Below are 24,246 nucleotides of genomic sequence, written 5' to 3'. Positions count from 1 at the left end.
GGGGCTTAGAGATGCCTCTCCCAGTCCTCTCCTTGCAGTGGGACGCCAAACAGATCGTGAGGTGCGGTCGCGACACAGGCAAAACCATTGCGGGCATAAAGGCGACGCGCCGTGTCCAGCACGGTATGGGTCCATAGCACCACGCGTTCATACTGTTTCTCACGCGCGAAATTCAGACATTGCTGCACGAGGGCATCGCCGATGCCACGCCTTCTGGCGAAGGGTTCGACATGGAGCAGGCGCAGCCGCGCCGTACCCGGTTTTCCGCGAGCGGCTTCATCGGTCAGAAAAACGGCCCCTGCCATGACGCCATTCAGATCGGCAATCCAGCACGCCTCGCGATCCGGTACGAATTCGCGCAGGAATTGTGCGGCGGTTTCGGCAATCAGACATTCCAGCATATGCCCCCAGCCATGGCTCTCGGCATAAAGCGCCGACTGGCGCGCCGCGATCAGGCTCACCTCTCCGGATCGCGGCGCGCGCAGGGTGAGCGTTGCCGGGGCTGAAGGGGCCAGCAGACGATGGGCGAGCGACAGGGATGAAACCAGGTCGTGCTGCTCCATAGGGTCCAGAACCGTGAGCGCCTTTTCGACGGCGCTCCGCATGCGTTGATCGAGTTGGGCGACAAGACGGGCGCCAGAATTGGTCAGGCTGACCGGACGCGTGCGTCTGTCCTGTGTCGTGGCGTCTCGCGCAACGAGTGCCCGTCGGCTGAGACGTGTGATAAGGCGGCTCAGATAACCTCGGTCGATCTGTAGGATCTCCTGCAAGCTGGCGGCGCGTACCGGCGCGTTACGGGCGATTTCGAACAGCACGCGCGCCTCGGCCATGCTGATATCCTCACCCAGGAAATGGGTGTCGATGGCCCCGATATGGCTCACATAGAACCGATTGAACCGCCTGATGGCCTCGATCATGTCATCCATAATACTGCAGTCCGTCCTTCACTGGCGTGGGGCGATGGGTCGCGTCTGCCCTCTGCGCTGCGAATGAGGCAATTCTCGGGTCATGACCTTCTGCAAATCTGTGCCTCGCGCCTGTGACGTAACAGATCAGTTCTCCAAACTGTGTCTTTGAGGCTTCAGAGCGGGCGATAAACCTGACTCAGGAGTCATTATGCAATTGACAATAACTCGCAATTGCAAGATCTCCGAGCGGGTTTCGTTCCAAGATGATGTGAATTCAAGACAATGCGCAGGACAATCGGTCTTCTCGCCCTTGCTGCGGCAAGTGCGGCTTCTCTCCCCATGGCTCTGGCAGAGGACAGACAGCCCGAGTCGATCCTGCGAAAAAAACCGGTCGCAGCCCGACATGATGCGGCCAGGAAAAAGGCCACGACCCGCGACAAGGCAGATGAGGTGATCGTTGTGTCGGCCACGGGTCTTTCCCAGGCAGGGGCCACGACCAAAACGCGGACACCGATCATCGATTCGCCGCAGACGATCTCGATCGTGACGCGTGAAGAGATCGAATTGCGCGCGTCACCGACCATTGCAGATGCGCTCTCCTATATGGCGGGCGTGCAGGCCGAGCCATCCGGTGTCGATAATCGCGTGGATGAGGTTTCGGTACGCGGGTTCGGCGCTGGGGGGTTCTCGTCGAATAATAATTTCGTCGATGGGCTGCGTCTGCCGTCGGGCGGCCAGTGGACGCGTACCTCCTTCGATCCTTTTGCATTGCAGCAGATCGAGGTTCTGAAGGGGCCCTCAGGCGCGCTTTATGGCCAGACGGCACCGGGCGGTATCGTCAATCTCACCACCAAGCGGCCAACCGAAAAGTCGCATGGTGAATTCTTTCTCCAGACCATCGGCTATACCAAGCTCGGCAACTGGCAGGGCCAGGCTTCGGGGGATGTTTCCGGCAAACTCAATAAATCAGGAACGGTCCAGGGGCGTATCGTTGCTGTGGCGCGTTATGGCGGAACGCAGGTCAATGATGTGAATAGCGGGCGCTATTACGTGTCGCCCAGCCTGACATGGAATTATGCCAAAGGGTCGAGCTGGACGCTGCTGGCGCAATATCAGCGCGATACGGGTGGGTCGACTTTCCAGTTCCTGCCGATGACTGGCACACTTGTGCCGTCCAAGGGACGCTATATCCGCAATGATGAAAATATCGGCGAGCCGGACTGGAACACTTTCGATCGGACACAGGTGCTGACGGGCTCGTTCCTCGAGCACAAGTTCAATAATATCGTCACGCTGCGCAACAACACGCGTTATACCTATCTCGATAATCTCTATCGCTCGACCGTGCTTTCGGGGGATACAATCACAAAATGCACGGCCAGCATCAAGGGTTGCGTGCCCTATCAGACCGTCAATCGTCGTGCAGTCGAAGGGCGCGGGCGTTCCCAAGGTGTCGCGACGGATACCCAGCTTGAGGTCAGGGCCAGAACAGGCATGGTGCGCCATACCCTGCTGTTCGGTACGGATTATTTCTACACCAATTGGGAAAGCTCGCGCGATCTGGTCAATTCGGCGCTTGTGCTGCCCTTGCTGAATATCTTCGATCCGGTGGCCCGTGGCACGACCGGCTATTCGGCCGGTCTGGCGCCACAGGTTTATGGCGCTACGGAATCACAGCAGAATGGTCTTTATTTCCAGGACCAGATGAAGATCGAGAATCTCTACATCACGGTCGGGGGGCGTCAGGACTGGGTGCGTGACAACACGCTCAATATCCTGACCAAGAAACGCTACCTGAACGATAATGACCGTTTCACCTGGCGTGCCGGTGCCGTCTATCGCACCAGGATCGGCCTGGCACCCTATTTCAGCTATGCCACGTCATTTCAGCCTCAGGTGTCCGATCCTTCCACCGCACTCGATAACAAGCCCTTCAAGCCGACCACGGGTGACCAGTACGAAGCAGGGCTGCGCTATCAGTACGGCAAGAGCATCTATGTGACCTTTGGCGGGTATCAGATCACCCAGCAGAATGTGACGACACCGGCACCGAACGGCCAGCTTTGTGGCACCGCTACCTGCCTTGTGCAGACGGGCGAGATGCGTGTGCGCGGTCTCGAGCTTGAAGGCCGGGCGACGCTGCCCTGGGATATGGCGGTCATTTTCACCGGGACGCGCAGCGCGGCAAAAATCACGGAATCCAATACGGCTTCGCAGATCGGTAACATTATGCCGCAGGCCCCGAAATGGATGGCTTCGCTCTTTGTCGATCAGCGCCTGCTGCATGGCCCCATGCGTGGTGCGGGTTTCGGTGGTGGCGTGCGCTATACAGGCCACTCCTATGGCGATACGGCCAATACACTCTCTATCCCCGGCTATACGCTTTATGACATGTTCCTGCGCTATGATTTTGGCGTGGCGCGGCCGCGCTATGACGGTCTCTCCTTCTCGCTCAACATGCGCAACATCGCGAACAAGCGCTTCGTGGCGACCTGTACGGCCGTTTCTGCCTGCTATTATGGGCAGGGTCGCAGCCTGACCATGCGCCTGGAATATCGCTGGTGAGCGCGCATCCGCTTTTCGCCCTCGCCGGGGGTATACTGGTCGTGATGGCGGGTATGGCTTTCTATCTGGCTGCCCATCAGCAGCAGCTTCTGGCGCGTCGGCTGCCCCTGCGCCCCGCAGTTCTCGCCGGGATGCTTCTCCTGGTTCTGTCCATGATCGGCCTTGCGACGGCTACGAGCCCGCTTGTGGGGGTTTTTGCGAGCGCGATCGGGTTGATGGTCGTACTCAGCCTGTTGCCCGTGACCGTGGCGGTCTTTCGGCGGGAGCGAAGCGGGTCATGAGCGAACAATCATGAAAGCCGCGCCGCTCACCACACGACACTGGCTGTCAAAGACGCTTGCGGCCCTGATTCCGGGTGCCGCGCTCGCTCTGGGGGTCATGGTGCTGATCGGGCATCTCTGCGGTAGTACGGGCAATCCGATGACCCTGTCCGCACAGTTCCTGATGTGGGGGGCAGCGCTGATCTGGGTGCTCTGCCTCAGCCTGTGTTTCCTGTTTCGCTCCGGGCTTGGGGCCTGGTTCGGCTTTGGCTGGCTCGCCTGCCTCGTCTGGCTTGCCAATACGCTGATGGCCGGTTTCTCTGCGGGAGGCAGTCCATGAAGCTGCGCGCCGATATTGTTGCGGTCTATCGCGAGGTTCATAGCTGGGTCGGCGTGGTGGCCGGGCTCTTTCTGTTCATTGCCTTTTATGCCGGGGCCATCACCATGTTCGAGCCTGCGCTTGAATCTTGGATGACACCACGCCCTGCGCTGCCTCAGCCCGTTGCTCTGGAACGGACACCGGAGCTTCTCGAGAAGGCTTTCACGGCGTTTCCCCAGGCACGCCGCCAATACTCGATCGTGGTGGCGCCTGATGCCGCGCATCCCGCCAGACTTGTATGGCCTTTGAGCGAGGGGCGGCATGGGCACGGTTCGGCGGCGGTCATGATGGCGGCGCTTGATGCGCAGGGTCAGCTTGTGACCGTGACGCGCCGACCTTCTCCCGTCGCGCAGGTCATCGATGTGATTCATCAGCGCATGGGACTGCCTTTGCCTCATGAGACGGCCATGATCGTCATGGGGTTCATTGCGCTGGGTTATGCGCTGGCACTGATTTCCGGCACGCTCGTTTTCCTGCCCGCTCTGGCGCGTGGCCTTTTTGCCGTCAGGCTGGTGGGCAGCGTGCGACGCAAATGGCTCGATCTGCATAATCTGCTTGGCTTCTGCTCCCTCCCTTTTCACATCGTCATGGCCCTGACTTCTGTGGTTTTCGCGTTCCACGACGTGATCTTCTCCGTGCAAGCGGGATTTCTGGGCGGGGAGCGTCGAGGCGCCGAGCACGGTACCCTTCAGGGAACTACGGGGCAGGGGCATGCACGCTTCGGTCGAGAAGCTGGGCAAGGCGCACTCTCGGGGCCGGGCGGTCCGGGCAGAGCCGTCGGGGATCAGTCAGCATTTGGCCCTGCCGGGCAAGGGCCCCGGATGCCGGTCGCAGATGAAGGTCACGTCATGGCGGCCCGGAGCGGCACGCAAAACATTCCGCCGGCTCTGTCACGCCAGGCAGCGGGGGATGACAGATCTGGCACGGGTGGCCCCGTTTTGCACGGCGGAGCTCCGGGGCGCGCGGTTCCCCTCGCGCTGCCGCCTGATCGCATTCTCTCACGCCTTGCGCAGAGCGCGCCCGGCTTTGTTCCGGATATATTGGATTATACGCAGCGCAAGCCTCGCGAACGTAGCGGTGCAGCACCCTCTGCTTCAGGGGGGTCTCTGACATTGCGTGTGTCAGGCCATGATGCCGCGCATGTCATGCGCGGCCCGAGCAGCGGCTTTGCAACGCTCGATCCGACAACGGGTGCGCTTTTGTGGCGGGACTATCTGCCCGGTCAGCAATCCGCCGGATTTGCTGCGCTGACGAGTTTCTTTGCGCTGCATTTCGGCAGTTACGGGGGCGTCCCCATACGCTGGGCTTATCTCGTTCTGGGCTTTGCCGGAGCGTTTCTGTTCTATACCGGTAATCGTCTCTGGATTGCCGTGCGCCGGCGCAGGGAGAAGGCCTCCGGTCTTGAGCTGGACACCCGTGGCACATGGTTCCTGGCAAGACTGACGACCGGATGCTGCGCAGGATGCATGGCCGGCATTGCGGTGCTGCTTGATGCAGGGCTTGCTTGCCCAGCCTGGGTTTCGGAATCCAGCGCCATGCTGGTCTATCAGGGTGTGTTCTGGCTCTTTGTTTCAGGCGCCTTCATTCCACGTATAGGGGAACGCCCCCTTCTGGCTCTCAGCGGTGCCTTCTATCTTCTGCTTGCCGGGCTCGTTTGTGTGCAGAGTGGTCGGGAGATCACGACCGGCTGGGCAGTTGCCGTCATCTCCCTGATCCTGGGTGGGGTTTTGTGCCGTCATTCTTTCCGAGCCGAGAGGCCGCGCGCAGCCTGACCGATGCCCCGGCTTCGGCCGGGGAGGAAGGATTTCAGTTTCTCAGCCTGTTTGCGATGGCGTTGAACATGAGGGACGCCTCGAGAGGTTGTCGGCTGAAGGAAGGTTCGGCCTCGGGCCAGGTCGCCCACTGGACGATCACCAGCTTTTCTTGCGGATCGACAACGAGCAACTGCCCGAAAATGCCCATGGCCCAGAGCGACTCACTCGGGCTTAGTCCGGTCTTCGGGGCAACAGTATCAGCCGCAGCAGGCACAGAGTTGTGCCACCATTCAAAGCCATACGTCCCGTCGGGGTGAGCGGGACTGACCGAATGACGTGCTTTGGTCCATTGGCTGCACGCCTTCAGCCATGAATCGGGCAGGGTCTTGCGACCATCGGGGAGGACCCCGTCATTCATGACGAAGAGGCCGAACTTGCCCCAGTCTTCCATCGTGGCATTGAAGCCATGGGCGCCCACGTCATGTCGGTTCTGCCGATAGCTGTGCCAGACACCGTCATGGGTCATGCCATAAGGCTGCCAGATCATCTCCTGCAGGTTTTGCGCGATGGTTTTGCCGGTCGCTTTCTCGAGCACGTCTCCAAGGACCCAGGCTCCCCCTGATGAGTAGGACCATGTGGTTCCGGGTGTGGCGACAGAAGGGCGCTCGGGCGAGGCCACAAGCGCTGTGACACATGCATACGGGTCCGTGCCTGCCTCGCAGCGTGTCAGACGCGCGAAATCGGAGGCAGGATTTGTATAATCCTCGTTCCACGCGACGCCAGAGACATGCTGAAGCAGTTGACGGATCGTGATTCCAGCCCACGCCGTGCCTTTGAGAGACGGATCGTATGTGACAGCGGTATCATCGAGGGAATGGATCGTGCCCTGTTTGAGTGCGATTCCAACCAGCGTGGAAACGACCGATTTCCCCACGGAACGTGAAGTCCAGAGTGTATCAGGCGTATTGCCGTTGCCATAATAGCGATAAACGACCTTGCCGTCCTTGATGACCATGAGGCCGGTCACATTGTTGCGGCTCAGATAGGCAGCAAGCGGATAGCGCTTCCCGTCGATTTCATAGTCTACGCTGGAGAGATCCTTCAATCCGAGAGGCAAGGCGGAGGGGTTTTTTGCCTTGAAGACATCACCGTCATACATGCGCCAGTCATTGCGGAAGCCGATCACCCGCTCCGCTTGTCCCCAGCTCAGCATTGTACGGGCATCGGGCAGAGCCGTGTCGACAGGTGTCGGGCAGACGGACAGGCCGAGGCGCCGACAGTCCTGGTTGGCGGTTTCGGCCCTGCTTGTCGACATGGTTGTGCATAAAAGCGCCGCCAAAAGGAGAGGAGAAAAACTGATCTGCATTGTACTGGAGACTCTTCTTGTTCTTGCCGAAACGGTCAGGGCAAGTTCTGACCCGAATTTGCGGCAAGTATGAGTCTCGAAAGCGAGATCACGCCTATTTCATCGGAATGACGGTCACGTTACGAGCGTGATCCTGCGCGGCGCCGATCCGTTCCCGAATGAGGTGCATGGTTCGAAACGATACGCGGCGTGAGCTCATGTGCGCTTCGATAGCGGCTTGTGACATCATGGGACGTCGAGACGGTCAGTAATTGTGTAAGTCCTCTCATGTCATTTGGGGTTAGGAAAGCGCTTTGCCCAAATCTGCTTCAGCGCAAGAGTGGCGGGCAGTGATACGGCCTGATGGCTGTCGATGGCCGCAAGACATGACAGCGCTCTGTCGGGGGTGTCCGCTCTCAGTGCTCTGTGGGATTGGGGATGGCGCAGCGCGGAGGTGGCAGAGCGCGTCCCCACCGGCAGATTCCAAGGCTTCTGTTCTTGAAAGCGTGTTGATATCCGACTTCGGTCCTCTTGCAACGCTCTATTCGAGTTGACAGCCTGGGTAGGCAATGTCCGACGCCTGATGGCATGTTTCCGGATATGCTTATCGATCTGGTCGATACGCATAGGGACCGGATTCTATATCCGATCTGCCACAAGACGAAATCGCACAGAGACAACATAGAATGTTGCGTATACGAAAAAAACACAAGTAAAATGTAGATAGTTTCATAATGTTTCTCGAATAAAATGACGAATCATGTTCGATCGGATAAGTTTCGAAGTAATTATGAAACCATATATTAATATCTGGAATCGTGACTTAAGCCATTGTTTGCAAAGGATTATTGAGTGGATCCGAGGTGTGATCCTCTGCGCTTCGCATTCGATAAGCCTGTTTTTGGTTGCGGATCAAATTCTTCTGTTGTCCCAGGGAAAACAAGATTTCTGAAACCGATTTGGAAGAATGCGACATGGCCGATTATGAAACCCAGGTCAGCGGTGCCAAACCTTGGGCAGATGGTAGCGTCGGTGAGGGCGATACCAAAACAATCATTGTCCAGTATTTTGGCGCGAATGGGAGCACCGCAGGGTCAACCGGGGGCGCTATTTGCAATCAGGATTATCCCAAGACCGCGAATGGCGTGATGACCGTGGACGGGCACCTCATCATCGATATGGCCTATGCAGTTTCCACAGTCTATTTCGGATATGGGTCGGGAACCGTTGGAAATTATACCACGCCTTGCATCAACGCGGGCGGTCAGGTGGACATCAACGGTTATGGAAGCTATAATGGAAATAATTTCGTAAATTTTTACAATACCACTACAAATAACGGCACGCTCAATGTGTCAAATATCACGATGTATACCGGAGATGCCAATAGTACGATCACCGGGACCGGCACTTTCAACATGACGGGTGTGCGATTGTCGGGAGACAATGGCAATTTCAATGCCTGCACGGTTGGCAAGATCGGTGGCGGTCAGACGATCAACATGACCGGGTCAGATTTGTCGGTCTATACCTCGCTGACGGATGTCACGATCAACATGAATGGTGGCGGGAATTACCTCGCTTTGAGACCGACAATCACGGCACGCAATGTCAGCATCACAGGGTTCGGTCAGGGAGATATCATTGATATCGCCTATCTGAATGGCGATGACACCTGGCATTATGATCCTGCGACAGGAGACCTCGTTGTGACCAGCGGGGCTTACTCCTTCACCGTCAATATTGGTCTCGGATACGATCCTGACCTGTTTGCGTCTACCAATACCGCTTATCCGGGCATGAAGGGGGTCACCTATCTCGCCACAGCGCCCTGCTTTCTGGCCGGAACCCTTATCGAGGCAGAGACCGGGCTGGTTGCGGTGGAAACCCTGCGCGCAGGGCAAAGGCTGCGTTGCATTCGTGACGGCAAGACCAGTTTTCAGCGTATCAAAGCCGTCAAGCGGGGAACGGTATCCGTGCTGAAGGCTTCCAATCTCGGTCTGGACGAGGCCGGCTGCAGCGTTCGTATCTGCAAGAACGCGTTTGGAGACGGACAGCCATTCCAGGATCTCCTCGTGACTTCCGAGCACCGGTTCTTGCTGGATGGAAAGCTCGTGGCGATCAGGACCATGGTCAATGGGGCATCGATCCGTTACGAGACCGATCTCGAGCATTATGTCTATTACCATATCGAGATGGAGCGCCACGAGATCATCCTGGCCAACGGCGTGCGCACCGAAAGCTACGCAGATGTTGTGGTGAAAAAGGATACATTCGGTAGATCGGCGATCCTGCGGACTCCTGAACTTGTTGCGCCTCTAGAGACACGCGCCGCATTTCTCGAGCCTCTCCATGACCGACTAAGCCGTAGGGCGGAAAGCCTGGGGATCGAACGGCGCGAGCGTGTTGCAGCGCCCGTCGCGCCCGGCGTATCTTCCCACGCGTCCCTTTCGCTCATCACTGCCGATGGGACGATTATCGAACCGAGATCCTGCGCAGGAGCCCATTACGCCTTCACGATTCCGGAGGGAACGCGAAGCGTGAGGCTTAGCACATCGGTGGCCCGTCCTTGCGATGTCATCGGACCATTTTACGATGATCGTCGTTATCTGGGTGTCCAGATCGGCGAGGTCGTCCTTTTCGGGGGGAGGCACGAATACAGGCTGGACGCGCATCTGAGAACGGATGAGCTTTCCGGATGGCACGGACTCGAAGGGGGTGAACGTCGCTGGACCAAGGCGAATGCCCTGATCGATCTCCCCTATGGCGCCGGATCTGGTCCTTCCGTTCTGGTCGTAGAGGTAGCAGCAACCCTTGAGCCCAGAATTGCCGTATCGCAGGAAACGGTAGCAGAGGCCGCCTGAGCGTGCCGGTTCCGTGGCGGAGATATCTCACCGATCTCCGCTATGGATCATTTGACATGGGCTCGCGCGCATGATGCCAATCTGGAGACGGGCCCGGCGCTGGCCCGGTTATGCCTTGATTGACTCGAGTTTGTGCTCGACCCAGTCCCGTGCCGGGTTTCCGCCCCATAGAAGCCAGGCGATATAGCCTGCCGAAGGGTCGCTGTCCGATCCCCATTCATGCGTCTTGGTATGCTGGTCGGATTTGTGGCGAGCGAAAAAGCTGTGCATGGATTTGAGATCACTCTCATCCAGATCCCTCTGCTCAGCCAGTTGTTCGGCGCGTTTGACGCCTGAATCTGTGCCACCCCGATTGAATTTCTCGCGCAATTTCAGACCGTGGCGTGCCGCCGAGGCCATTTCCTTGGTGGGATGAAAGCTGCTCTGCGTCATGATCCGACTTCCTTTTGCATGGCGGCCTACGGGCCTCCCTGGAGGAGGTAGAGAACTCATTCGGTTGGGGCGAAGTTGCAGAGATTTCGCGTATCGACGATGGCTCAGACTTCAGACTTCAGACTTCAGACTTCAGACTTCAGACTTCAGACTTCAGACTTCAGACTTCAGACTTCAGACTCAGGCAGAGGCAAGGCCTGGAATCGGGGAAAAGCGCGGCTCCGCCTGATCTCCCTCTCGGTCAGGCAGGGATGCGTGTCCGGGAGGCAGGCATGAAGAAGGCCCGTACTGCGAGGTACGGGCCTTCTTCTGGGCTGGTTTTCGTCTCACCTGACCATGATGCCACGTCTGGTGCCAAACGCGCACGCTGAACGCTGCCCTGGGCACCGTTATCGCGTGCAACGCTTACCGAACGGCACGAACCGTTCACGCAGTGGCTGCGCTCGTCAGCATGGCAGTCAGGCGCTGGGCAAAGCCTGCGGCGTCGGGCAGGGTCTCGCCATCCTGAATGCGGGCCACATCCAGCAGAACGCGGGCGAAATCGGCCACGCTCTCTCCTTTCTCGACCCGCGCCGCGAGATCACGGATGAGCGGATGATGCGGGTTGATTTCCATGATCGGGGCTGCCGGGGGCATGCCCTGACCCGAGCGCCGCATCAGACGCTGCATCATCAGATCGGGACCGCCTTCGCTCGTGATGACCACAGCGCTGCCGACCAGACGGACCGTGCCGCGCACGTCCTTCACGTCGTCGCCAAGGGCTTCCTTGAGCGCCGGGATCAGCTTCTCGAGATCCGCAGCCTCGCCTTCCGGCGTCGGGGCTTCGAATTTCTCCAGATCGCCATGGGCCTGGTTGATGGATTTCAGGGTCTTGTCTTCATAGGAAGACAGACGATCGGGCCAGAAACCGTCCACCTGATCGGAAAGCAGCAGCACCTCGATGCCACGGGCACGGAAGCCTTCGAGCTGCGGCGAGGCGGCGAGGGCCTCGGCGTTTTCGCCCGTCAGGTAATAGATCGATTCCTGACCAGGCTTCATGCGCGTCAGATAGGCGTCAAGCGTGGTCGGATCATCAGACGCCGTGGAACGGAAGCGCGACAGGGCGGCGAGCTCCTGGCGGTGCTCTGAGTCCTCCCAGATGCCTTCCTTGATGATCGGGCCAAAGTTTTCCCAGAACGTGCCGAAGGACTCGGCATTTTCCGTATCCTTGGCGCGGTTCTTGATTTCGGTCATCACGCGCTTGGTCACGGCCTTGCGGATGCGCTGCAACACGGGGGTCGATTGCAGCATTTCGCGCGAGACGTTCAGCGGCAGGTCTTCGGTGTCGACAACGCCCTTTACGAAGCGCAGCCAGGCCGGCAGGAGCTCGGCCTCGTCGGTGATGAACATGCGGCGCACATGGAGATGCACCTTGCTTTCACGCGACTGCTCCATGAAGTCGAACGGACGGGCCCCGGGAATGAACAGAAGCGCCGTGAATTCGGTCGTGCCTTCTGCGCTCCAATGCAGGGTCGCATAGGGCTCGTCGAACTGATGGGCAACGTGGCGGTAGAACTCGGTGTACTGCTCGGGCGTGATGTCGGATTTCGACTTGCGCCACAGCGCCGTGCCCTCATTGGCCGATTTGTCTTCCTCACCTTCACGCAGCGTGATCGGCCAGGAAATATGATCGGCCCATTTGCGGATGATCGAGCGCAGACGCCAGGCATCGAGAAATTCATCGGCATCGGTTTTGACATGCAGGATGATGTCTGTACCGGGCTGCTCGCGCGTGGCAGGCGCAATGGTGTAGGCGCCCTTGCCGTCAGACGACCACTGCCAGGCCTGATCGGAACCGGGCTGGCGCGAAATCACGTCCACCTTGTCGGCCACCATGAAGGCTGCATAAAAGCCGACGCCGAACTGGCCGATCAGGCTGGGGCGGTCTTCAGGCTTGGCGCTGTTCAGCTTCTCGCCAAAAGCGCGCGTGCCGGAGCGCGCGATCGTGCCCAGATTGCTCGCCAGATCCTCACGGCTCATCCCCGCGCCGTTATCGCTGATGGTCAGCAGGCGGGCATCCTTGTCGGGATTGATGCGAATGGCGGCATCTGCGGGCAGTGCCTTGGCAGCGTCGGTCAGAGCCTCGAAACGGCGCTTGTCGGAAGCATCGGCTGCATTCGCCACCAGCTCACGCAAAAAGATCTCGCGCTCGGAATAGAGGGCATGAACCACAAGGTCGAGCAGGCGCCCGACTTCTGCGCTGAATTCATGCTTCTCGGCGCCCTGGACCTGATCTTTTTCGGTATTTTCGGTCATGGAGATCCCTCAAGACTATGTTGGTGCCACAAGAGCACTGATTTGCATGGGAAAGTAGAAATCCGGCCCTGATTTTTCAAGAGAGGCGCGGTCTCAGGAAATCAGGGGATACAGAGGCAGAACGCAATCACGGGTGAGCGGGGCAAGAGGCAGGGCCTGTGCCTCTTCGGGCGTCACCCAGAGCGCTTCTTCGATTTCGGCGGCAATAGAGACGCGGCCGGGCCAGAGCAGGGTGAAGAGATCGGCGCGCACGATATGGCCGGGTTCATTGGCAGCGGGGGCCTCGATCTTTCCGAGGAAACGGCATGAAGTTTCGTCCGGCTGAATGCCGAGTTCTTCGCCGATTTCGCGCAACAGCGCGGCCTGCGGGGTCTCGCCCGGCTCGAGCTTGCCGCCGGGCTGCATGAAGGCTCGCGTGTCACGTTTGCGTACAAGCAGGAGCCTGCCCGCCCCGTCATGGAACAGGGCGGCAGCAATGGTGATGACAGACATGGCAGGTTTCAGACTGTCTCAGCGGGCATCGTCGCCCAGAATCGACAGACGGCCATCGGGCAGGCGATGCGCCTTGAGCGCCTCGTAACCCGGCACGGTGGGATGGGGCACATCGACTTCGTGGGTATGGGTGGCCGTGATCACCACCACGCTGGCACCTGCGGCCTCTCCCGCCTTGATCCCGGCAGGGGCGTCCTCGAACACCGCGCAATTCTCCGCCTTGAAGCCCAGACGCTCCGCCCCCAGCAGGAAGCAATCGGGCGCAGGTTTGCCATTCGGCGCATCTTCCGCCGTGATCAGGATTGTCGGCAGAGGCAGTCCGGCAATCTCGATGCGCTTGAGCGCAAGCTCGCGTGAGGCCGAGGTGACGATAGCCCAGCGATCGGCGGGCAGGCTGTTCAGAAAGGCCGTGGCACCGGGGATAGGGTCGATGCCATGCGTATCCTCCAGCTCACGGCTGGTGATCCAATGCGCTTCAGCCACCGGATTGACGCCCGGCAATTTCTGACGGCGTATGGTTTCGATGGTCTGGACGCCATGGATGGTGGGGAGGAATTTCTCGACATCGAGGCCATGCTTTTGCGCCCAGAGGGTCCAGACGCGCTCTGCCGCGATAATGGAGGTGAGGATCGTACCATCCATATCGAACAGGAAGGCATCGAAGGCTTTACCGGGAAACAAATCATGCTCGGCCAAGAGAAATCTCCGTCATGAGAACAGGTCACACAGGGCGCAGACCCTGCATGACCTGTCCAACGCAGGCAAGTTTGCGTCGGATCAAATTATACGGTCACCCCGCTGTATCGACTGCCAGACGACCCAGAGCTGGGTCGTCCGTGAAAAACCCGTCCAGACCCATATCGAGATAGCGTTTGACCTCGGCAATCATTCCCTTCGGGTTGCGGGCGTTGAGTGCCCCGCCATCGCGTAGCTCCTTCGGCAGACAGTAGTTTTCCGGACGTGCCGTATAGGAATGCACCAGCAGCCCTGCCTCATGCGCGTCGGTGATCAGTGTCGTGGGTGTGCCCCATGAGCCATCGGGCTTGCGTGGAATCAGATCCGTATTGGAAGGGCCGATCACGTCGGCAAACCGGCGTATGGCGCGCAGGCCTTCGGGCCTCATGAAGTCGCCGAAGGTTTGGGCGGCACTCTTGCCCAGCAGATCGGGCGGTGTCTGGCCGGGCTCGCCCATCAGGAACATGACCCGTGCCTGCGGGTTGATCGCGCGCGTCTTGTCGCCGATCGCCTTCAGATTGGTTGTTTCGAAAGACTGGAGCTCCAGAGGGGCCTGACGGGTGTATTCATGCGCCGCGATGGTGCGCAGGAACGCGGTTTCCGGGTCCAGACCGAGGCTGTGGAAATGGGTGGAATTCTTGATTTCGGGAATAAGCCCGAACACCTTGCCGCGCGCGGCAGACTCACCGGCCACAAAATCGATGACTTCCTCAAAGGTCGGCACATCGAAATGCCCGTCATAGCGCGTGTTATGAGGGCGAAGCTGGGGCAGGCGCTCTTTTGCCCTCAGAGTCTTGAGTTCTGCCAGGGTGAAATCGGTGGTGAACCAGCCCGTCTCTTTCTGGCCATCTATGGTCAGGCTGCGCTTGCGGGCGGCAAATTCCGGACGGGAAGCGACATCAGTAGTATCGGCGATATTGCTCTCATGACGCACGATCAGCACGCCGTCCTTTGTCATGACCAGATCTGGCTCGATGTAATCGGCACCGTCTTCCATGGCCTTGGCATAGGAGGCCAGGGTGTGTTCGGGGCGCAGGGCGGAGGCGCCGCGATGCGCGAAAACGAGCGGCTTGGGCGCCAGAGAGGGGGCAGCGAAAGCGCGCGGTGTCAGAGCAGGGGCGCAGATCCCGGCGAGGCCGAGAAAGAGGGTGTGACGACGTGACAGCAAATCAGCTCTCCTGAAGCCTGTCCCCGTCATGACCCGGCCGGGAAGAGGCAGTGTGACGACAGGAGCGATGCTGCCCGACCGGGTGGCAGATGGCGCTCCTGTTTTCTGGTCGCGGCTTTATGCCGCCTTCGGACCGAACCGGATTACCAGGTGGCGCTCAGGGTCAGGAAATACATGCGCGGCGCGATGGGGAAGGCGGTGAACTGGTTGGAGACCTGGTTCACATTGACCGTGGACCAGCCCTTGGTGTTGGTCAGGTTGGTGATATTGCCCTGAACGCGCAAGGCCGGAATATGGGGAATGCAGTGAATGGTATAGCCCGCATTCATGCTGAACTGTGCGGTGGGCGAGGCCCAGAGGTCGTTGGTATAAGTGGTGTAGCGCTTGCCCATCACGTCACCGATGAACTGGCCGTAGAAATTGCCCCAGTTCGTGGTGGCAACGAACTTCTCGGTCCAGTCAGGCTGACCGGCCACATTGCGGCCTGCAATGCGGATGGTGGACGTGCCGGAGTTGTAATTGTCGTTATAGACCGATTTGTTATAGCTCAGCCCGTTATAGATCGAGAAATGCGGCCCGAACTGCGCGGTGAAGGAGAAATCCATACCGTCTGTCGTGACCGAGCCCACATTGGCGAGCGTCGTGGCCGAACCGATGATGGAAGACAGCGATTGCGTGGTGGCAATGGCGACCAGACGGTTCGAGAAATGCACGTGGTAATATTCGGCCTGAGCCGAGATATCGGTCAGCGGCCCAAGATTGACATGGTGATGGGTGCGCAGGCCGGTTTCATAGGTCCATGAGGTCTCAACCTTGCCGTGCTTCTTGAAATCCTCGAAGGCGGCCTGGCTGGTCGCGCCCCAGGGCGTGGCATTGCCATAGCCCGCATCCTGATAGGAACGCATGTTTTCCTGGATATTGGCGAACCACTGCTCATTGGGCGTGATGTTCCACAGAGCGCCGAAAGAGGGCAGGAACGGCTTGACGGCCGCAATGGTGCCGCCCGGCACGGTCACGGCGGTGGCCGGTGAGAGCGAGCCCGGCTTGCCGGCTACAGGCAGCGTGCCATTGGTATAGACCAGCTCGGACTTGAAACCTGCCGAAAGGGTGAAGTTCTTCGTCACCCGCCAGCTATCCTGCAGATGGGTGGTGAAGGTGTTGGTATAGAAATAGTTCGTGTACTGCTTGATCAGTGCGTCCTGCTGGCGGTCATAGGGCGTGGTCGGGTTGTTCGCATCCAGCGGATACCAGCGACGGGCCTGGGTGTTGTTGTTGCGCTCGTACCAGCCCCCGACCTCGAGGTCGTGATGGCCGAGCTTGTAGCGCAGCGTCGTGAGCAGGCCGCCGCGATTATCCCAGTATTCGGTCGTGCGTGTGGCATAGCCCGAGCCGCCGAACACATTGCTGAGCTGGCTGGCGCTCTGGTTCGGGAAATACGCGCCGAACAGCGTGGGCAGACCTGCCGCCGTGATCGGCCCGGCGACCACGCCTTCGCCCAGATTGTGATGATAATAGAGCTTGTTGTCCCAATGAAGGTTGGCATTGAAATCATGCTGCCAGCCCAGATAGGTCAGGAAATCCTCACGCTGCGCTGCGGAGTAGTAATTGCGGTAATTCAGCCCGGCATTCTTGTAGGCGGCAGAGTTCAGATAGGATTTGGCATAGCTGAAATCGGGATAGGTAAAGGGACGCACATAGGTGCCGTAGCCATTGGGTAGCACGATGCCGTCTTCATTGGGTTCGACCTTGTCGGACCAGTCAAAGAAATAGGTGATCTTGTCCTTGCTGCCCTTGTGCACGAATTTCGCATTGACCTGATTGCCGCCCTGATGACCGGCGAAGTCCCAGGCGCGGGCATCCTGACGAGCCCATGAGATATAGGCCGAATTGCCGTTGCCGAAATTGCCGGTATCGAAGCGGGCAAAGGTACGGAAGGTCGAGAAGCTGCCGAAAGTCTGGTCCAGCTGACCACCCATTTTCTGCTTGGGGTCGAGCGACGAGAATAGCAGCGTTCCGCCCAGATTGGAGGTCGAGGCCGTGCCGAGTGCCCCGGAGCCGGTCGCGACAGTGGCATTGCCCACGTTCTCGCTGATCACGGCGCGCTGGGGTGAGAGACCGTTGTAATTGCCATAGGCCTGATCGCCTAGCGGAATGCCGTCCAGCGTATAGCCCAACTGGTTCTGATTGAAGCCATGGATGAAAAGCGAGGAGTTCTGCTCGTTATTGCCCCAGGGATCGGCATTGTTGAATACGACGCCCGGCAGGATCTGCAACGCCTTGAGCGGGCTCACGCCAGGCAGGATACGCTGAAGTTGCGTGTGGCCGACGCTCTGCTCGGAGCGGGTGCGTCGCGCGGTTGCGATGACCTCTTCCGCTGGGGCGGTGGAGACGAGAGCCTTTGCTTTGCGTGATGCGCTGTGCGCCTGAACCTGCGAGGCGGGCGCTGCATTCTGATGGACGGGAAGCTTCGCTTCTGCGGCCTGGGCGGTGGCGCTCATCAGGGCGAGGGGGGAGCAGAAGAGAGACAGCGTGAGAGCGTTGCGCTGCTTGCGAAGCTTCATCAGTAAACTTTCCTTTAAGACGGGCTGGAACGCGGCGCACCCTATTCGGAGAGTTCGTTACAGTGTGTGAACCTTCCATGATCGAGTTGTGAAGGATTGATGAAATAGCGAGCCTGACCTGAAGCATCTCGTGCGATATGACGCAAAGACGCTCCGCGCTCGTTACTCGAAAGAGAAGAAGCCGCTTCTCTCGCCTCTCGCGGGGCAGCGGCTCCGCCCCTTTCTTCCATGCCCACGAGCGTGACGTCTTGTGAAAGCGGTCACGCAGCGGGGGCCTCGCGTGGAAAAGTTTTCGTTGTCCGCGCGATCACGTCCGGTGGGTGAGGAAAACTGCCTCGTTGCACTGGGACGGTCGAGGGACCCTCCCTCGAGAACGATCGAAAAAATCGATTGTAATGCCCAAAACAATGCATTGGAATTCTATTTCTCCGACGCCTAGCCATGAGGTCGAAAGGATCTTCCATGGCCAGTTTGCAGTCTTCTCCTGTTCTCGGTGGTGCGTCGTGGGGCAGGGTCGCGAGTCTCCTGCCAGGCCTCGCGCTTTGCGCCACTGTGACGGGCAGCGCGATGCTCGCCGAGAATGTCTCGCACCGCATCCTCGAGGGCAGAAGCCTGGAGGCTCTCGTTTTCGCCATTGTCTTTGGCGTCGCTCTGCGCAGTGTCTGGGTGCCCGGCCAGCCTCTTCAACGCGGTATCGGGTTCAGCGCCAAATATCTGCTTGAGGGGGCCGTGGTGCTTCTGGGGGCTTCGGTCAGTCTGGGCGCAGTGGTCGCAGCCGGTCCCTTGCTCCTGCTCGGGATCATGGGGCTCGTAGCAACGTCTATTCTGGTCTCCTACGGGATAGGAAGGGCGCTTGGGCTCGCGCCGCGCATGGCGCTTCTGATTGCCTGTGGCAATGCGATCTGCGGCAATTCCGCTATCGCGGCAGTCGCCCCTGTCATTCGGGCCGAAGGACGCGATGTCACGGCTTCTATAGCCTTTACCGCTGTTTTCGGGGTCATGGCCGTGCTTGCTCTGCCCGTCCTGGGGCTAGCTTTGGGCATGAGTGCAACGGCATTCGGCACTTTTGCCGGGCTCGTTACCTATGCCGTGCCTCAGGTGGTTGCCGCCGCCGCACCGCTCGGGCTTGTTGCGGTTCAGACCGGCACATTGGTCAAGCTGGTGCGTGTGATGATGCTTGGACCCGTCTGCATCGTGTTATCTCTGTTTTTCAGGGCTGAAGGCGGGCAGCCCCTCATCAATGGGGCGAAAACAGGTTGGGGGAAAACCGTTTTCCGCCTCGTCCCATGGTTCATCATCGGCTTTTTCGCGCTGGCCGCCCTGCGTTCTGCCGGGCTCGTTCCACTGGTCCTTCTGCCGTTGCTTCACCACCTAGCCATGCTCATGACCGTCATGTCCATGGCGGCACTGGGTCTTGGCGTTGAGGTCGCGTCCGTCGCAAAGGCTGGCCGGCGTGTCATCGGAGCGGTGACGCTCTCCTTGCTGGCGCTGGGCCTCATGAGTTTCGGCCTGGTGGGGCTGCTAGGGCTTCTGTGAGTGCCCCGGCCACGGGGCGGTCATGAGGCTCAGGCCAAACAGGCAGGCTGGAGACGCTCCCGGGAGTGCAACTTTCCGAAGCGAAGTCGAGAGCAGGTCATATCCTGTGGCCGGTAATAAAAAAGGCCGCCCGGTATCCGGGCGGCCTCGTTTACTGATTGTCCCGGGGAGGGGAAATCAGAAGCGGTATTCGATACCGGCACCGACCACAGTCGGGTCGAGCGAGTCATGGGCCTTGATGAAGGCGCCCGACCCACGGTCATTGGCCCAGGCATGCATGCGCAGGAACATCTGCTTGGCATCCATGTTGAAGAACCAGTTGCCGACCAGCTGATAATCGAAGCCGACATTGACCGACGGGCCGCCCGTCACGCCGACATTGAGCTTCTGCACGAGGCCACCGGCGGGGGACACGTTATGGAACCATGCCAGCGTTGCACCCACGCCCACATAGGGGTTGAAGCGCTTGTGCGGGCGGAAGTGCCAGGCCAGCGTGATGGTGGGGGGCAGAGCCCAGGCGCTACCGACATCGATATTCCCAAGCGGCGTGCCCTTGGCAGCCACTTCATGGCGGGTGCTGGCTGCAATCAGGTCGATCGAAATATTATCGGTGAAGAAATATTCGAATGTCAGTTCCGGCATGACCTGGTTGGTGGTCTTCACATGACCCGGTATAGCCGAGCCATTCAGCCAGAGCTTGCTGTCGCGATCTTCCGGAATGACGCCGAGAGCCGACAGACGCACGATGAAATCGCCCTTGCCAAGACCGATCTTGGTGCTCGAGCAGGTCTTGAACAGGCCGCACTCATCGCTTGAGGAGGCGCGGGGTGCCGCCACGGCCTGTGCCTGAGGGGCCAGAACCATGTTGGTGGAAACGGGAGCGTTCACGACCGGGGCGTTCTGTGCCTGGGCGGCAGGGGCCGCGACGGCGGCTGCAACAAAGCCGGTGAGCAGCGCGCTCGAGATTTTGAAAGAGGTCTTCATCGACGTCATCCGTTATTAAACAGTGACGTTCTCTCACCATGCGCTATGATGCGCTGCCTTGATCCATGTCAAAGCGGTGACACTCAAGTGTTCGACCGTGGGGATTTGGCCACAGTATATGACTTAATGTTAACGAAACAAGAATAAGAATAAAAAAAGAGGACCGAGTTCGTCATGGATGTTCAGACCAGGGACAGTATCAGCATGCTCGGATCTTGTGGCAACTGCGGGCAATGCCTCCACTGCGAAGCACGACCGCGTAGCATTTGTTCCGTGATCGATCCGGACGACATGACCCGACTCGCTCAATACTCCCACCGTCTGGCCGTGATGGCGGGCAAGACGTTCATTCAGGAGGGGGAGCCCGCCAGTGATTTCTTCATCGTTACTTCCGGTCACGTCAAGATCTTTGCGCTGATGCCCGATGGGCGTCGCCAGATCACGGGCTTCGCACAGAGCGGCGATTTTCTTGGGCTGGCCAGTGGGTCCACTTACGGGTTCAGTGCAGAGGCGCTCGGCCCGGTTTCCCTTTGCCGCTTTTCCCGTACGGGCCTGAATATCCTCAAGCGCGAATTCCCCGATATCGAGCATCGATTGATGGAGGAAGCCTCACGCGAGCTGGTTCAGGCGCAAAAGCGCATGCTTCTCCTGGGGCGCAAGACGGCGCGCGAGCGTCTGGCAAGCTTCCTGCTTGAGCAGCATCATCGCTCCTCCACGAAGGAGATCGTTATTCATCTACCGATGAGCCGCACCGGGATTGCGGACTATCTCGGTCTTACGATCGAAACGGTCAGCCGTACGCTCAATGCGCTGCAGCGCGAGAAACTGATCGCCATCACCCAGGTGACGCAGATCACGCTTTTAAGCCTGCCTGCGCTCGAAACTCTGGCTCGCGGCGGGTAAGGGCGTGCCGGGCGGAAGATGCGGCCCGACCATGCCCAATTGATGCCTTGACGCAGCCATGATGACGGGGGAGAGAGGACACTTTCCCGCGAGAGCCTCATCCTTCAGGAGCTAGAGATCATGGACCGTTTCATCATACGTGGCGGCAGGCGTCTTGAAGGCGAGATCGTGATCGGTGGCGCCAAGAATGCCGGTCTCAAGCTCATGGTCGCGGGGCTTCTGACGTCCGAGCGTCTCATCCTGTCGAATGTCCCCAAGATCGCCGATATCGAGACCATGCAGACCCTGCTGCGTCAGCATGGCATTGCGGTCGACCCGGTCGATGCGGAGGGGCGTACCCTGTCGATTGGTGGCCCGATCACCTCGGTCGAAGCGCCTTATGACATTGTTTCCAAGATGCGCGCCTCGATTCTCGTGCTCGGTCCGCTCCTGGCCCGCGCCCATGAGGCGCGTGTTTCCCTGCCCGGCGGCTGCGCCATTGGAACGCGCCCGGTCGATCTGCATCTGAAGGGACTCGAGACCCTGGGGGCGACCATTCGCCTAGAAAATGGGTACATCAACGCCAGCGCGCCGGGCGGTCTGGTGGGCGATCGTATCGTCCTGCCTTTCGCCTCGGTTGGTGCGACCGAGAACCTGCTCATGGCGGCCACTCTGGCCAAGGGACGTACCGAAATCGTCAATGCGGCGCGTGAGCCCGAGATCAGCGATCTGGTCGAGTGTCTGAACCGCATGGGCGCACGCATCGCCGGGGCAGGGACCGGGACGCTGGTCATTGATGGTGTCGAGGCACTGACCGGCGCCCAGCATGCCATCATGGCCGATCGCATCGAATGCGGCACCTATGCCTGCGCTGCGGGTATCACGGGAGGCGATTTGCGCCTGATCGGTGGCCGCGTGCGTGATCTGGGTGCCGTGGTGCGTACTCTCGAGGAAGCCGGTGTCGAGGTGCTGGAAGAGGAAAACGCCATTCGTGTGCGCCGTACGGGCGCTCTCAAGGGCGTGGATATCATGACCGAGCCTTACCCTGGCTTCCCCACGGACATGCAGGCCCAGTTCATGGCCATGCTCGCCGTGGCCGAAGGCGCGTCGATGGTGACGGAGACGATTTTCGAGAATCGTTTCATGCATGTGCCCGAACTCAACCGTATGGGCGCACGGATCAACGTGCACGGGTCGTCCGCCATCATTCGCGGCGTGGATCATCTTTCCGGTGCTCCCGTCATGGCGACCGATCTGCGTGCCTCGTTCTCACTGATTCTTGCCGGACTCGGTGCGCAGGGGGAAACCTCGCTGAGCCGCATCTACCATCTGGATCGCGGCTATGAGGCAGTCGATCGCAAGCTTTCCGCCGTTGGAGCGGATATCGAGCGTATTCGCGAGTAAGAAACAGGGACTGCCTCTCACGGAAGCCTGGGCAGAGTCACCAGCGAAAACGCAGGCCTCCCGTGATGGCGGCTGAGCCCGGCGGCGCGCCGAGCCGGGTGTCGCGATGTCCCGCAAAGAAGCTGGCCGTCAGGTCGAGCCCCTTCACCCCGGAAACCGGTAGGGCGAATATCGTCGTCACGCCCTTCTCGAACGCAATCGGTGATTCGGTGCGGTGTTCGATCGTGATCGGCGTATGACGGCGTAAAAGCGTGGCGAGATCCGGTTCAGGAAATACCTTGCTGGGTACACTGGCCTGAAGCGTAAAACTCGGGCTGCCAGCCGCGAGACCCTTGAGCGGGGCGGGTTGACACCGAATGGGTGAGACCCTGCGGTGGCGGCATGAAATACGCGGTCTGGCCCTCCGCCGCCCGCGCATTGGCCCCCCAATACCCACCTAGCGACAAGGCACATAACAGGACACCACCCGAAGTGCCGACGCGATAGTGACGGGTGGTCCCGCTTGGAGAGGGGGGCTGAATAGTCATCGGGCGAGAGTGGCAGATCCCGCACCCGAGGCGCTGTCACATTTGGAGGCGTTTTGTTACGTCAGGAAAAATCGGCTGTGTAAGGGTTAGGGCCTGTACGTCCATCCGCCCGGTCCAGAGTGGCGATACGCGCCATATCCTCTGCATCGAGTGTGAAGTCGAACACATCGAAATTCTCGTCGATACGCTTCTGGTGCGCTGATTTCGGGATGACGACATTTCCCTGATCCAGATGCCAGCGGATCGTGACCTGACCCGGTGTCTTGCCATGTTTATGGGCGATGCTGGTGATGATTTCGCCATCAAGCCCCGTTCCACGCCCGAGTGGGCTCCAGGCTTCGGTCCGAATGTCCAGCGATTCGTTGAAGGCGCGCAATTCCTTCTGCTGAAAGGCCGGATGCAGTTCGATCTGGTTGAGCACGGGCTTGACGCCTGTTTCCTCGATCAGACGGGTCAGATGCTCGGGCTGGAAATTGCAGACGCCGATAGAGCGGATGCGACCCTCGTTTTTGAGGTGCATCATCGCTTTCCAGCTTTCGACGAAAAGATCCGTTTTCGGCATCGGCCAGTGAATCAGATAAAGGTCGACCACATCGCGTCGCAGCTTGCGGGCGCTGATGTCAAAGGCGCGCAGGGCTGCGTCATAGCCCAGATCCGACGCCCAGAGCTTTGTCGAGGTATAGAGATCGGGGAAGTCCTGCAGGGCATCTCCTACCCCTTCCTCATTCCCATAGAAGGCCGCCGTATCGACCATCTTGTATCCGGCCTTGGCGGCGTAGCGGACGATCTCGGCGGTTTCGTCGGCGGGTGTCTTGTAAACGCCAAGCCCGAATTGCGGGATACGCGTCCCGTCATTGAGATTCAGATGGTTCTGCTCTTCATCGACACGCGGGGTTGCCGTAGCGAGATTGGGGGTAAAGTCGCTGTGAGACATGAGGGGCTCCTGTCTTTCCCATAGGGTCATTCTTTCCCTGTCTAGCGGATCGGATGGCCGAGGGTTGCAGGCGCGGCCGGATTGGCGGTCATCACTGCGTGAGCGCGCTGCCCAGGAAGGCGGGGCAACCGGTACGCGATGCAGGCAGGGCCATGAAGCAGCGCAAAAACACCCAGCGCTCCCGGTTCTTGCGCGCGCCAGACTGTGATAGGGAGGGCACG

The 24,246-nt window shown here is 59.5% G+C and carries 20 protein-coding genes; 8 read left to right on the top strand and 12 right to left on the bottom strand.

The genetic code is table 11. The annotated features are described in order from the left end of the window. Positions 1–5: 5 nt before the first annotated feature. Entirely contained in the window at positions 6–926 is a 921-nt protein-coding gene (locus tag WFJ47_RS12020) for a bifunctional helix-turn-helix transcriptional regulator/GNAT family N-acetyltransferase (RefSeq protein WP_336763278.1), read from the bottom strand. Between the two features lie 264 nt (positions 927–1,190). On the opposite strand from WFJ47_RS12020, the gene WFJ47_RS12015 reads away from it, so the two are divergent. From WFJ47_RS12015 to WFJ47_RS12000, 4 genes are read left to right on the top strand one after another with little or no spacing between them, the layout of a single operon-like run. Next, positions 1,191–3,473: a TonB-dependent siderophore receptor gene (locus WFJ47_RS12015; protein ID WP_336763277.1), complete on the top strand. Its 2,283-nt coding sequence runs from the start codon at positions 1,191–1,193 to the stop codon at positions 3,471–3,473. Next, entirely contained in the window at positions 3,470–3,754 is a 285-nt protein-coding gene (locus tag WFJ47_RS12010; protein WP_127103431.1) for a hypothetical protein, read from the top strand. The genes WFJ47_RS12015 and WFJ47_RS12010 overlap by 4 nt, the downstream gene beginning before the upstream one ends. Positions 3,755–3,764: 10 nt before the next feature. Then, a complete protein-coding gene (locus WFJ47_RS12005) occupies positions 3,765–4,073 on the top strand; it encodes a hypothetical protein (protein WP_127103430.1) in 309 nt (102 codons plus the stop codon). Then, a complete protein-coding gene (locus tag WFJ47_RS12000) occupies positions 4,070–5,884 on the top strand; it encodes a PepSY-associated TM helix domain-containing protein (protein ID WP_336763274.1) in 1,815 nt (604 codons plus the stop codon). Before WFJ47_RS12005 ends, WFJ47_RS12000 begins: the two co-directional genes overlap by 4 nt. A gap of 34 nt (positions 5,885–5,918) precedes the next feature. Here WFJ47_RS12000 and WFJ47_RS11995 read toward each other — a convergent pair whose 3' ends face one another. After that, positions 5,919–7,181, bottom strand: coding sequence for a serine hydrolase (locus WFJ47_RS11995; RefSeq protein ID WP_336763272.1), 1,263 nt, complete (start codon positions 7,179–7,181; stop codon positions 5,919–5,921). A gap of 1,004 nt (positions 7,182–8,185) precedes the next feature. Between WFJ47_RS11995 and WFJ47_RS11990 the strand changes: the two genes are divergently transcribed. Then, complete coding sequence (locus WFJ47_RS11990; protein ID WP_336763270.1) at positions 8,186–10,075, top strand: Hint domain-containing protein; 1,890 nt, start codon at positions 8,186–8,188, stop codon at positions 10,073–10,075. A gap of 108 nt (positions 10,076–10,183) precedes the next feature. On the opposite strand, the gene WFJ47_RS11985 is transcribed toward WFJ47_RS11990, so the two are convergent. From WFJ47_RS11985 to WFJ47_RS11960, 6 genes are all read right to left on the bottom strand, one after another. Continuing rightward, positions 10,184–10,507, bottom strand: a complete 324-nt coding sequence (locus tag WFJ47_RS11985; RefSeq protein ID WP_336763268.1) for a hypothetical protein — start codon at positions 10,505–10,507, stop codon at positions 10,184–10,186. 426 nt (positions 10,508–10,933) lie between these two features. After that, positions 10,934–12,802, bottom strand: a complete 1,869-nt coding sequence (gene htpG / locus WFJ47_RS11980; RefSeq protein ID WP_127103425.1) for a molecular chaperone HtpG — start codon at positions 12,800–12,802, stop codon at positions 10,934–10,936. Between the two features lie 93 nt (positions 12,803–12,895). After that, entirely contained in the window at positions 12,896–13,294 is a 399-nt protein-coding gene (locus WFJ47_RS11975; protein WP_336763265.1) for an NUDIX domain-containing protein, read from the bottom strand. 18 nt (positions 13,295–13,312) lie between these two features. After that, entirely contained in the window at positions 13,313–13,990 is a 678-nt protein-coding gene (locus tag WFJ47_RS11970; protein ID WP_336763263.1) for an HAD-IA family hydrolase, read from the bottom strand. Positions 13,991–14,084: 94 nt separating this feature from the next. After that, positions 14,085–15,197 carry a glycerophosphodiester phosphodiesterase family protein gene (locus tag WFJ47_RS11965; protein ID WP_336763261.1) on the bottom strand — a complete coding sequence of 371 codons (1,113 nt, stop codon included), beginning with the start codon at positions 15,195–15,197 and terminating at the stop codon, positions 14,085–14,087. Between the two features lie 143 nt (positions 15,198–15,340). After that, positions 15,341–17,758 carry a TonB-dependent receptor gene (locus WFJ47_RS11960; protein ID WP_336763259.1) on the bottom strand — a complete coding sequence of 806 codons (2,418 nt, stop codon included), beginning with the start codon at positions 17,756–17,758 and terminating at the stop codon, positions 15,341–15,343. A gap of 462 nt (positions 17,759–18,220) precedes the next feature. On the opposite strand from WFJ47_RS11960, the gene WFJ47_RS11955 reads away from it, so the two are divergent. Next, the gene (locus tag WFJ47_RS11955) at positions 18,221–19,294 is read left to right on the top strand and encodes a putative sulfate exporter family transporter (RefSeq protein ID WP_336763258.1); all 1,074 of its coding nucleotides are present in this window, start codon (positions 18,221–18,223) and stop codon (positions 19,292–19,294) included. Positions 19,295–19,471: 177 nt separating this feature from the next. Here the strand turns inward: WFJ47_RS11955 and WFJ47_RS11950 are convergent, their stop codons facing one another. Beyond that, positions 19,472–20,278, bottom strand: coding sequence for an OmpW family outer membrane protein (locus WFJ47_RS11950; RefSeq protein ID WP_336763256.1), 807 nt, complete (start codon positions 20,276–20,278; stop codon positions 19,472–19,474). A 291-nt stretch (positions 20,279–20,569) separates the two neighbouring features. Between WFJ47_RS11950 and WFJ47_RS11945 the strand changes: the two genes are divergently transcribed. Next, positions 20,570–21,181, top strand: coding sequence for a Crp/Fnr family transcriptional regulator (locus WFJ47_RS11945; RefSeq protein ID WP_233582207.1), 612 nt, complete (start codon positions 20,570–20,572; stop codon positions 21,179–21,181). A gap of 120 nt (positions 21,182–21,301) precedes the next feature. Then, positions 21,302–22,564, top strand: a complete 1,263-nt coding sequence (murA, locus tag WFJ47_RS11940) for a UDP-N-acetylglucosamine 1-carboxyvinyltransferase (RefSeq protein WP_336763254.1) — start codon at positions 21,302–21,304, stop codon at positions 22,562–22,564. Between the two features lie 37 nt (positions 22,565–22,601). Here the strand turns inward: murA and WFJ47_RS11935 are convergent, their stop codons facing one another. The 3 genes from WFJ47_RS11935 to WFJ47_RS11925 form a co-directional block, all read right to left on the bottom strand. Further along, entirely contained in the window at positions 22,602–22,745 is a 144-nt protein-coding gene (locus WFJ47_RS11935; RefSeq protein WP_336763252.1) for a hypothetical protein, read from the bottom strand. Positions 22,746–23,152: 407 nt separating this feature from the next. After that, the gene (locus tag WFJ47_RS11930; RefSeq protein WP_336763251.1) at positions 23,153–24,025 is read right to left on the bottom strand and encodes an aldo/keto reductase; all 873 of its coding nucleotides are present in this window, start codon (positions 24,023–24,025) and stop codon (positions 23,153–23,155) included. Between the two features lie 91 nt (positions 24,026–24,116). Continuing rightward, positions 24,117–24,245, bottom strand: coding sequence for a hypothetical protein (locus WFJ47_RS11925; RefSeq protein WP_336763250.1), 129 nt, complete (start codon positions 24,243–24,245; stop codon positions 24,117–24,119). Position 24,246 lies beyond the last annotated feature (1 nt).

Origin of the sequence: Asaia sp. VD9, from assembly GCF_037150015.1 — a bacterium.
In the GTDB taxonomy this organism is placed as follows: domain Bacteria; phylum Pseudomonadota; class Alphaproteobacteria; order Acetobacterales; family Acetobacteraceae; genus Asaia.
Note: the sequence above shows the minus strand (reverse complement) of the source record. Positions and strands in the feature narration are given on the sequence as shown.

What these genes read in the sequence shown, in the direction of transcription:
- WFJ47_RS12020 (WP_336763278.1), bottom strand. Translation starts at nt 926, where the DNA reads ATGGATGACATGATCGAGGCCATCAGGCGGTTCAATCGGTTCTATGTG.
- WFJ47_RS12015 (WP_336763277.1), top strand. Translation starts at nt 1,191, where the DNA reads ATGCGCAGGACAATCGGTCTTCTCGCCCTTGCTGCGGCAAGTGCGGCT.
- WFJ47_RS12005 (WP_127103430.1), top strand. Translation starts at nt 3,765, where the DNA reads ATGAAAGCCGCGCCGCTCACCACACGACACTGGCTGTCAAAGACGCTT.
- WFJ47_RS12000 (WP_336763274.1), top strand. Translation starts at nt 4,070, where the DNA reads ATGAAGCTGCGCGCCGATATTGTTGCGGTCTATCGCGAGGTTCATAGC.
- WFJ47_RS11995 (WP_336763272.1), bottom strand. Translation starts at nt 7,181, where the DNA reads ATGTCGACAAGCAGGGCCGAAACCGCCAACCAGGACTGTCGGCGCCTC.
- WFJ47_RS11990 (WP_336763270.1), top strand. Translation starts at nt 8,186, where the DNA reads ATGGCCGATTATGAAACCCAGGTCAGCGGTGCCAAACCTTGGGCAGAT.
- WFJ47_RS11985 (WP_336763268.1), bottom strand. Translation starts at nt 10,507, where the DNA reads ATGACGCAGAGCAGCTTTCATCCCACCAAGGAAATGGCCTCGGCGGCA.
- htpG (WP_127103425.1), bottom strand. Translation starts at nt 12,802, where the DNA reads ATGACCGAAAATACCGAAAAAGATCAGGTCCAGGGCGCCGAGAAGCAT.
- WFJ47_RS11975 (WP_336763265.1), bottom strand. Translation starts at nt 13,294, where the DNA reads ATGTCTGTCATCACCATTGCTGCCGCCCTGTTCCATGACGGGGCGGGC.
- WFJ47_RS11960 (WP_336763259.1), bottom strand. Translation starts at nt 17,758, where the DNA reads ATGAAGCTTCGCAAGCAGCGCAACGCTCTCACGCTGTCTCTCTTCTGC.
- WFJ47_RS11955 (WP_336763258.1), top strand. Translation starts at nt 18,221, where the DNA reads ATGGCCAGTTTGCAGTCTTCTCCTGTTCTCGGTGGTGCGTCGTGGGGC.
- WFJ47_RS11950 (WP_336763256.1), bottom strand. Translation starts at nt 20,278, where the DNA reads ATGAAGACCTCTTTCAAAATCTCGAGCGCGCTGCTCACCGGCTTTGTT.
- WFJ47_RS11945 (WP_233582207.1), top strand. Translation starts at nt 20,570, where the DNA reads ATGACCCGACTCGCTCAATACTCCCACCGTCTGGCCGTGATGGCGGGC.
- murA (WP_336763254.1), top strand. Translation starts at nt 21,302, where the DNA reads ATGGACCGTTTCATCATACGTGGCGGCAGGCGTCTTGAAGGCGAGATC.
- WFJ47_RS11930 (WP_336763251.1), bottom strand. Translation starts at nt 24,025, where the DNA reads ATGTCTCACAGCGACTTTACCCCCAATCTCGCTACGGCAACCCCGCGT.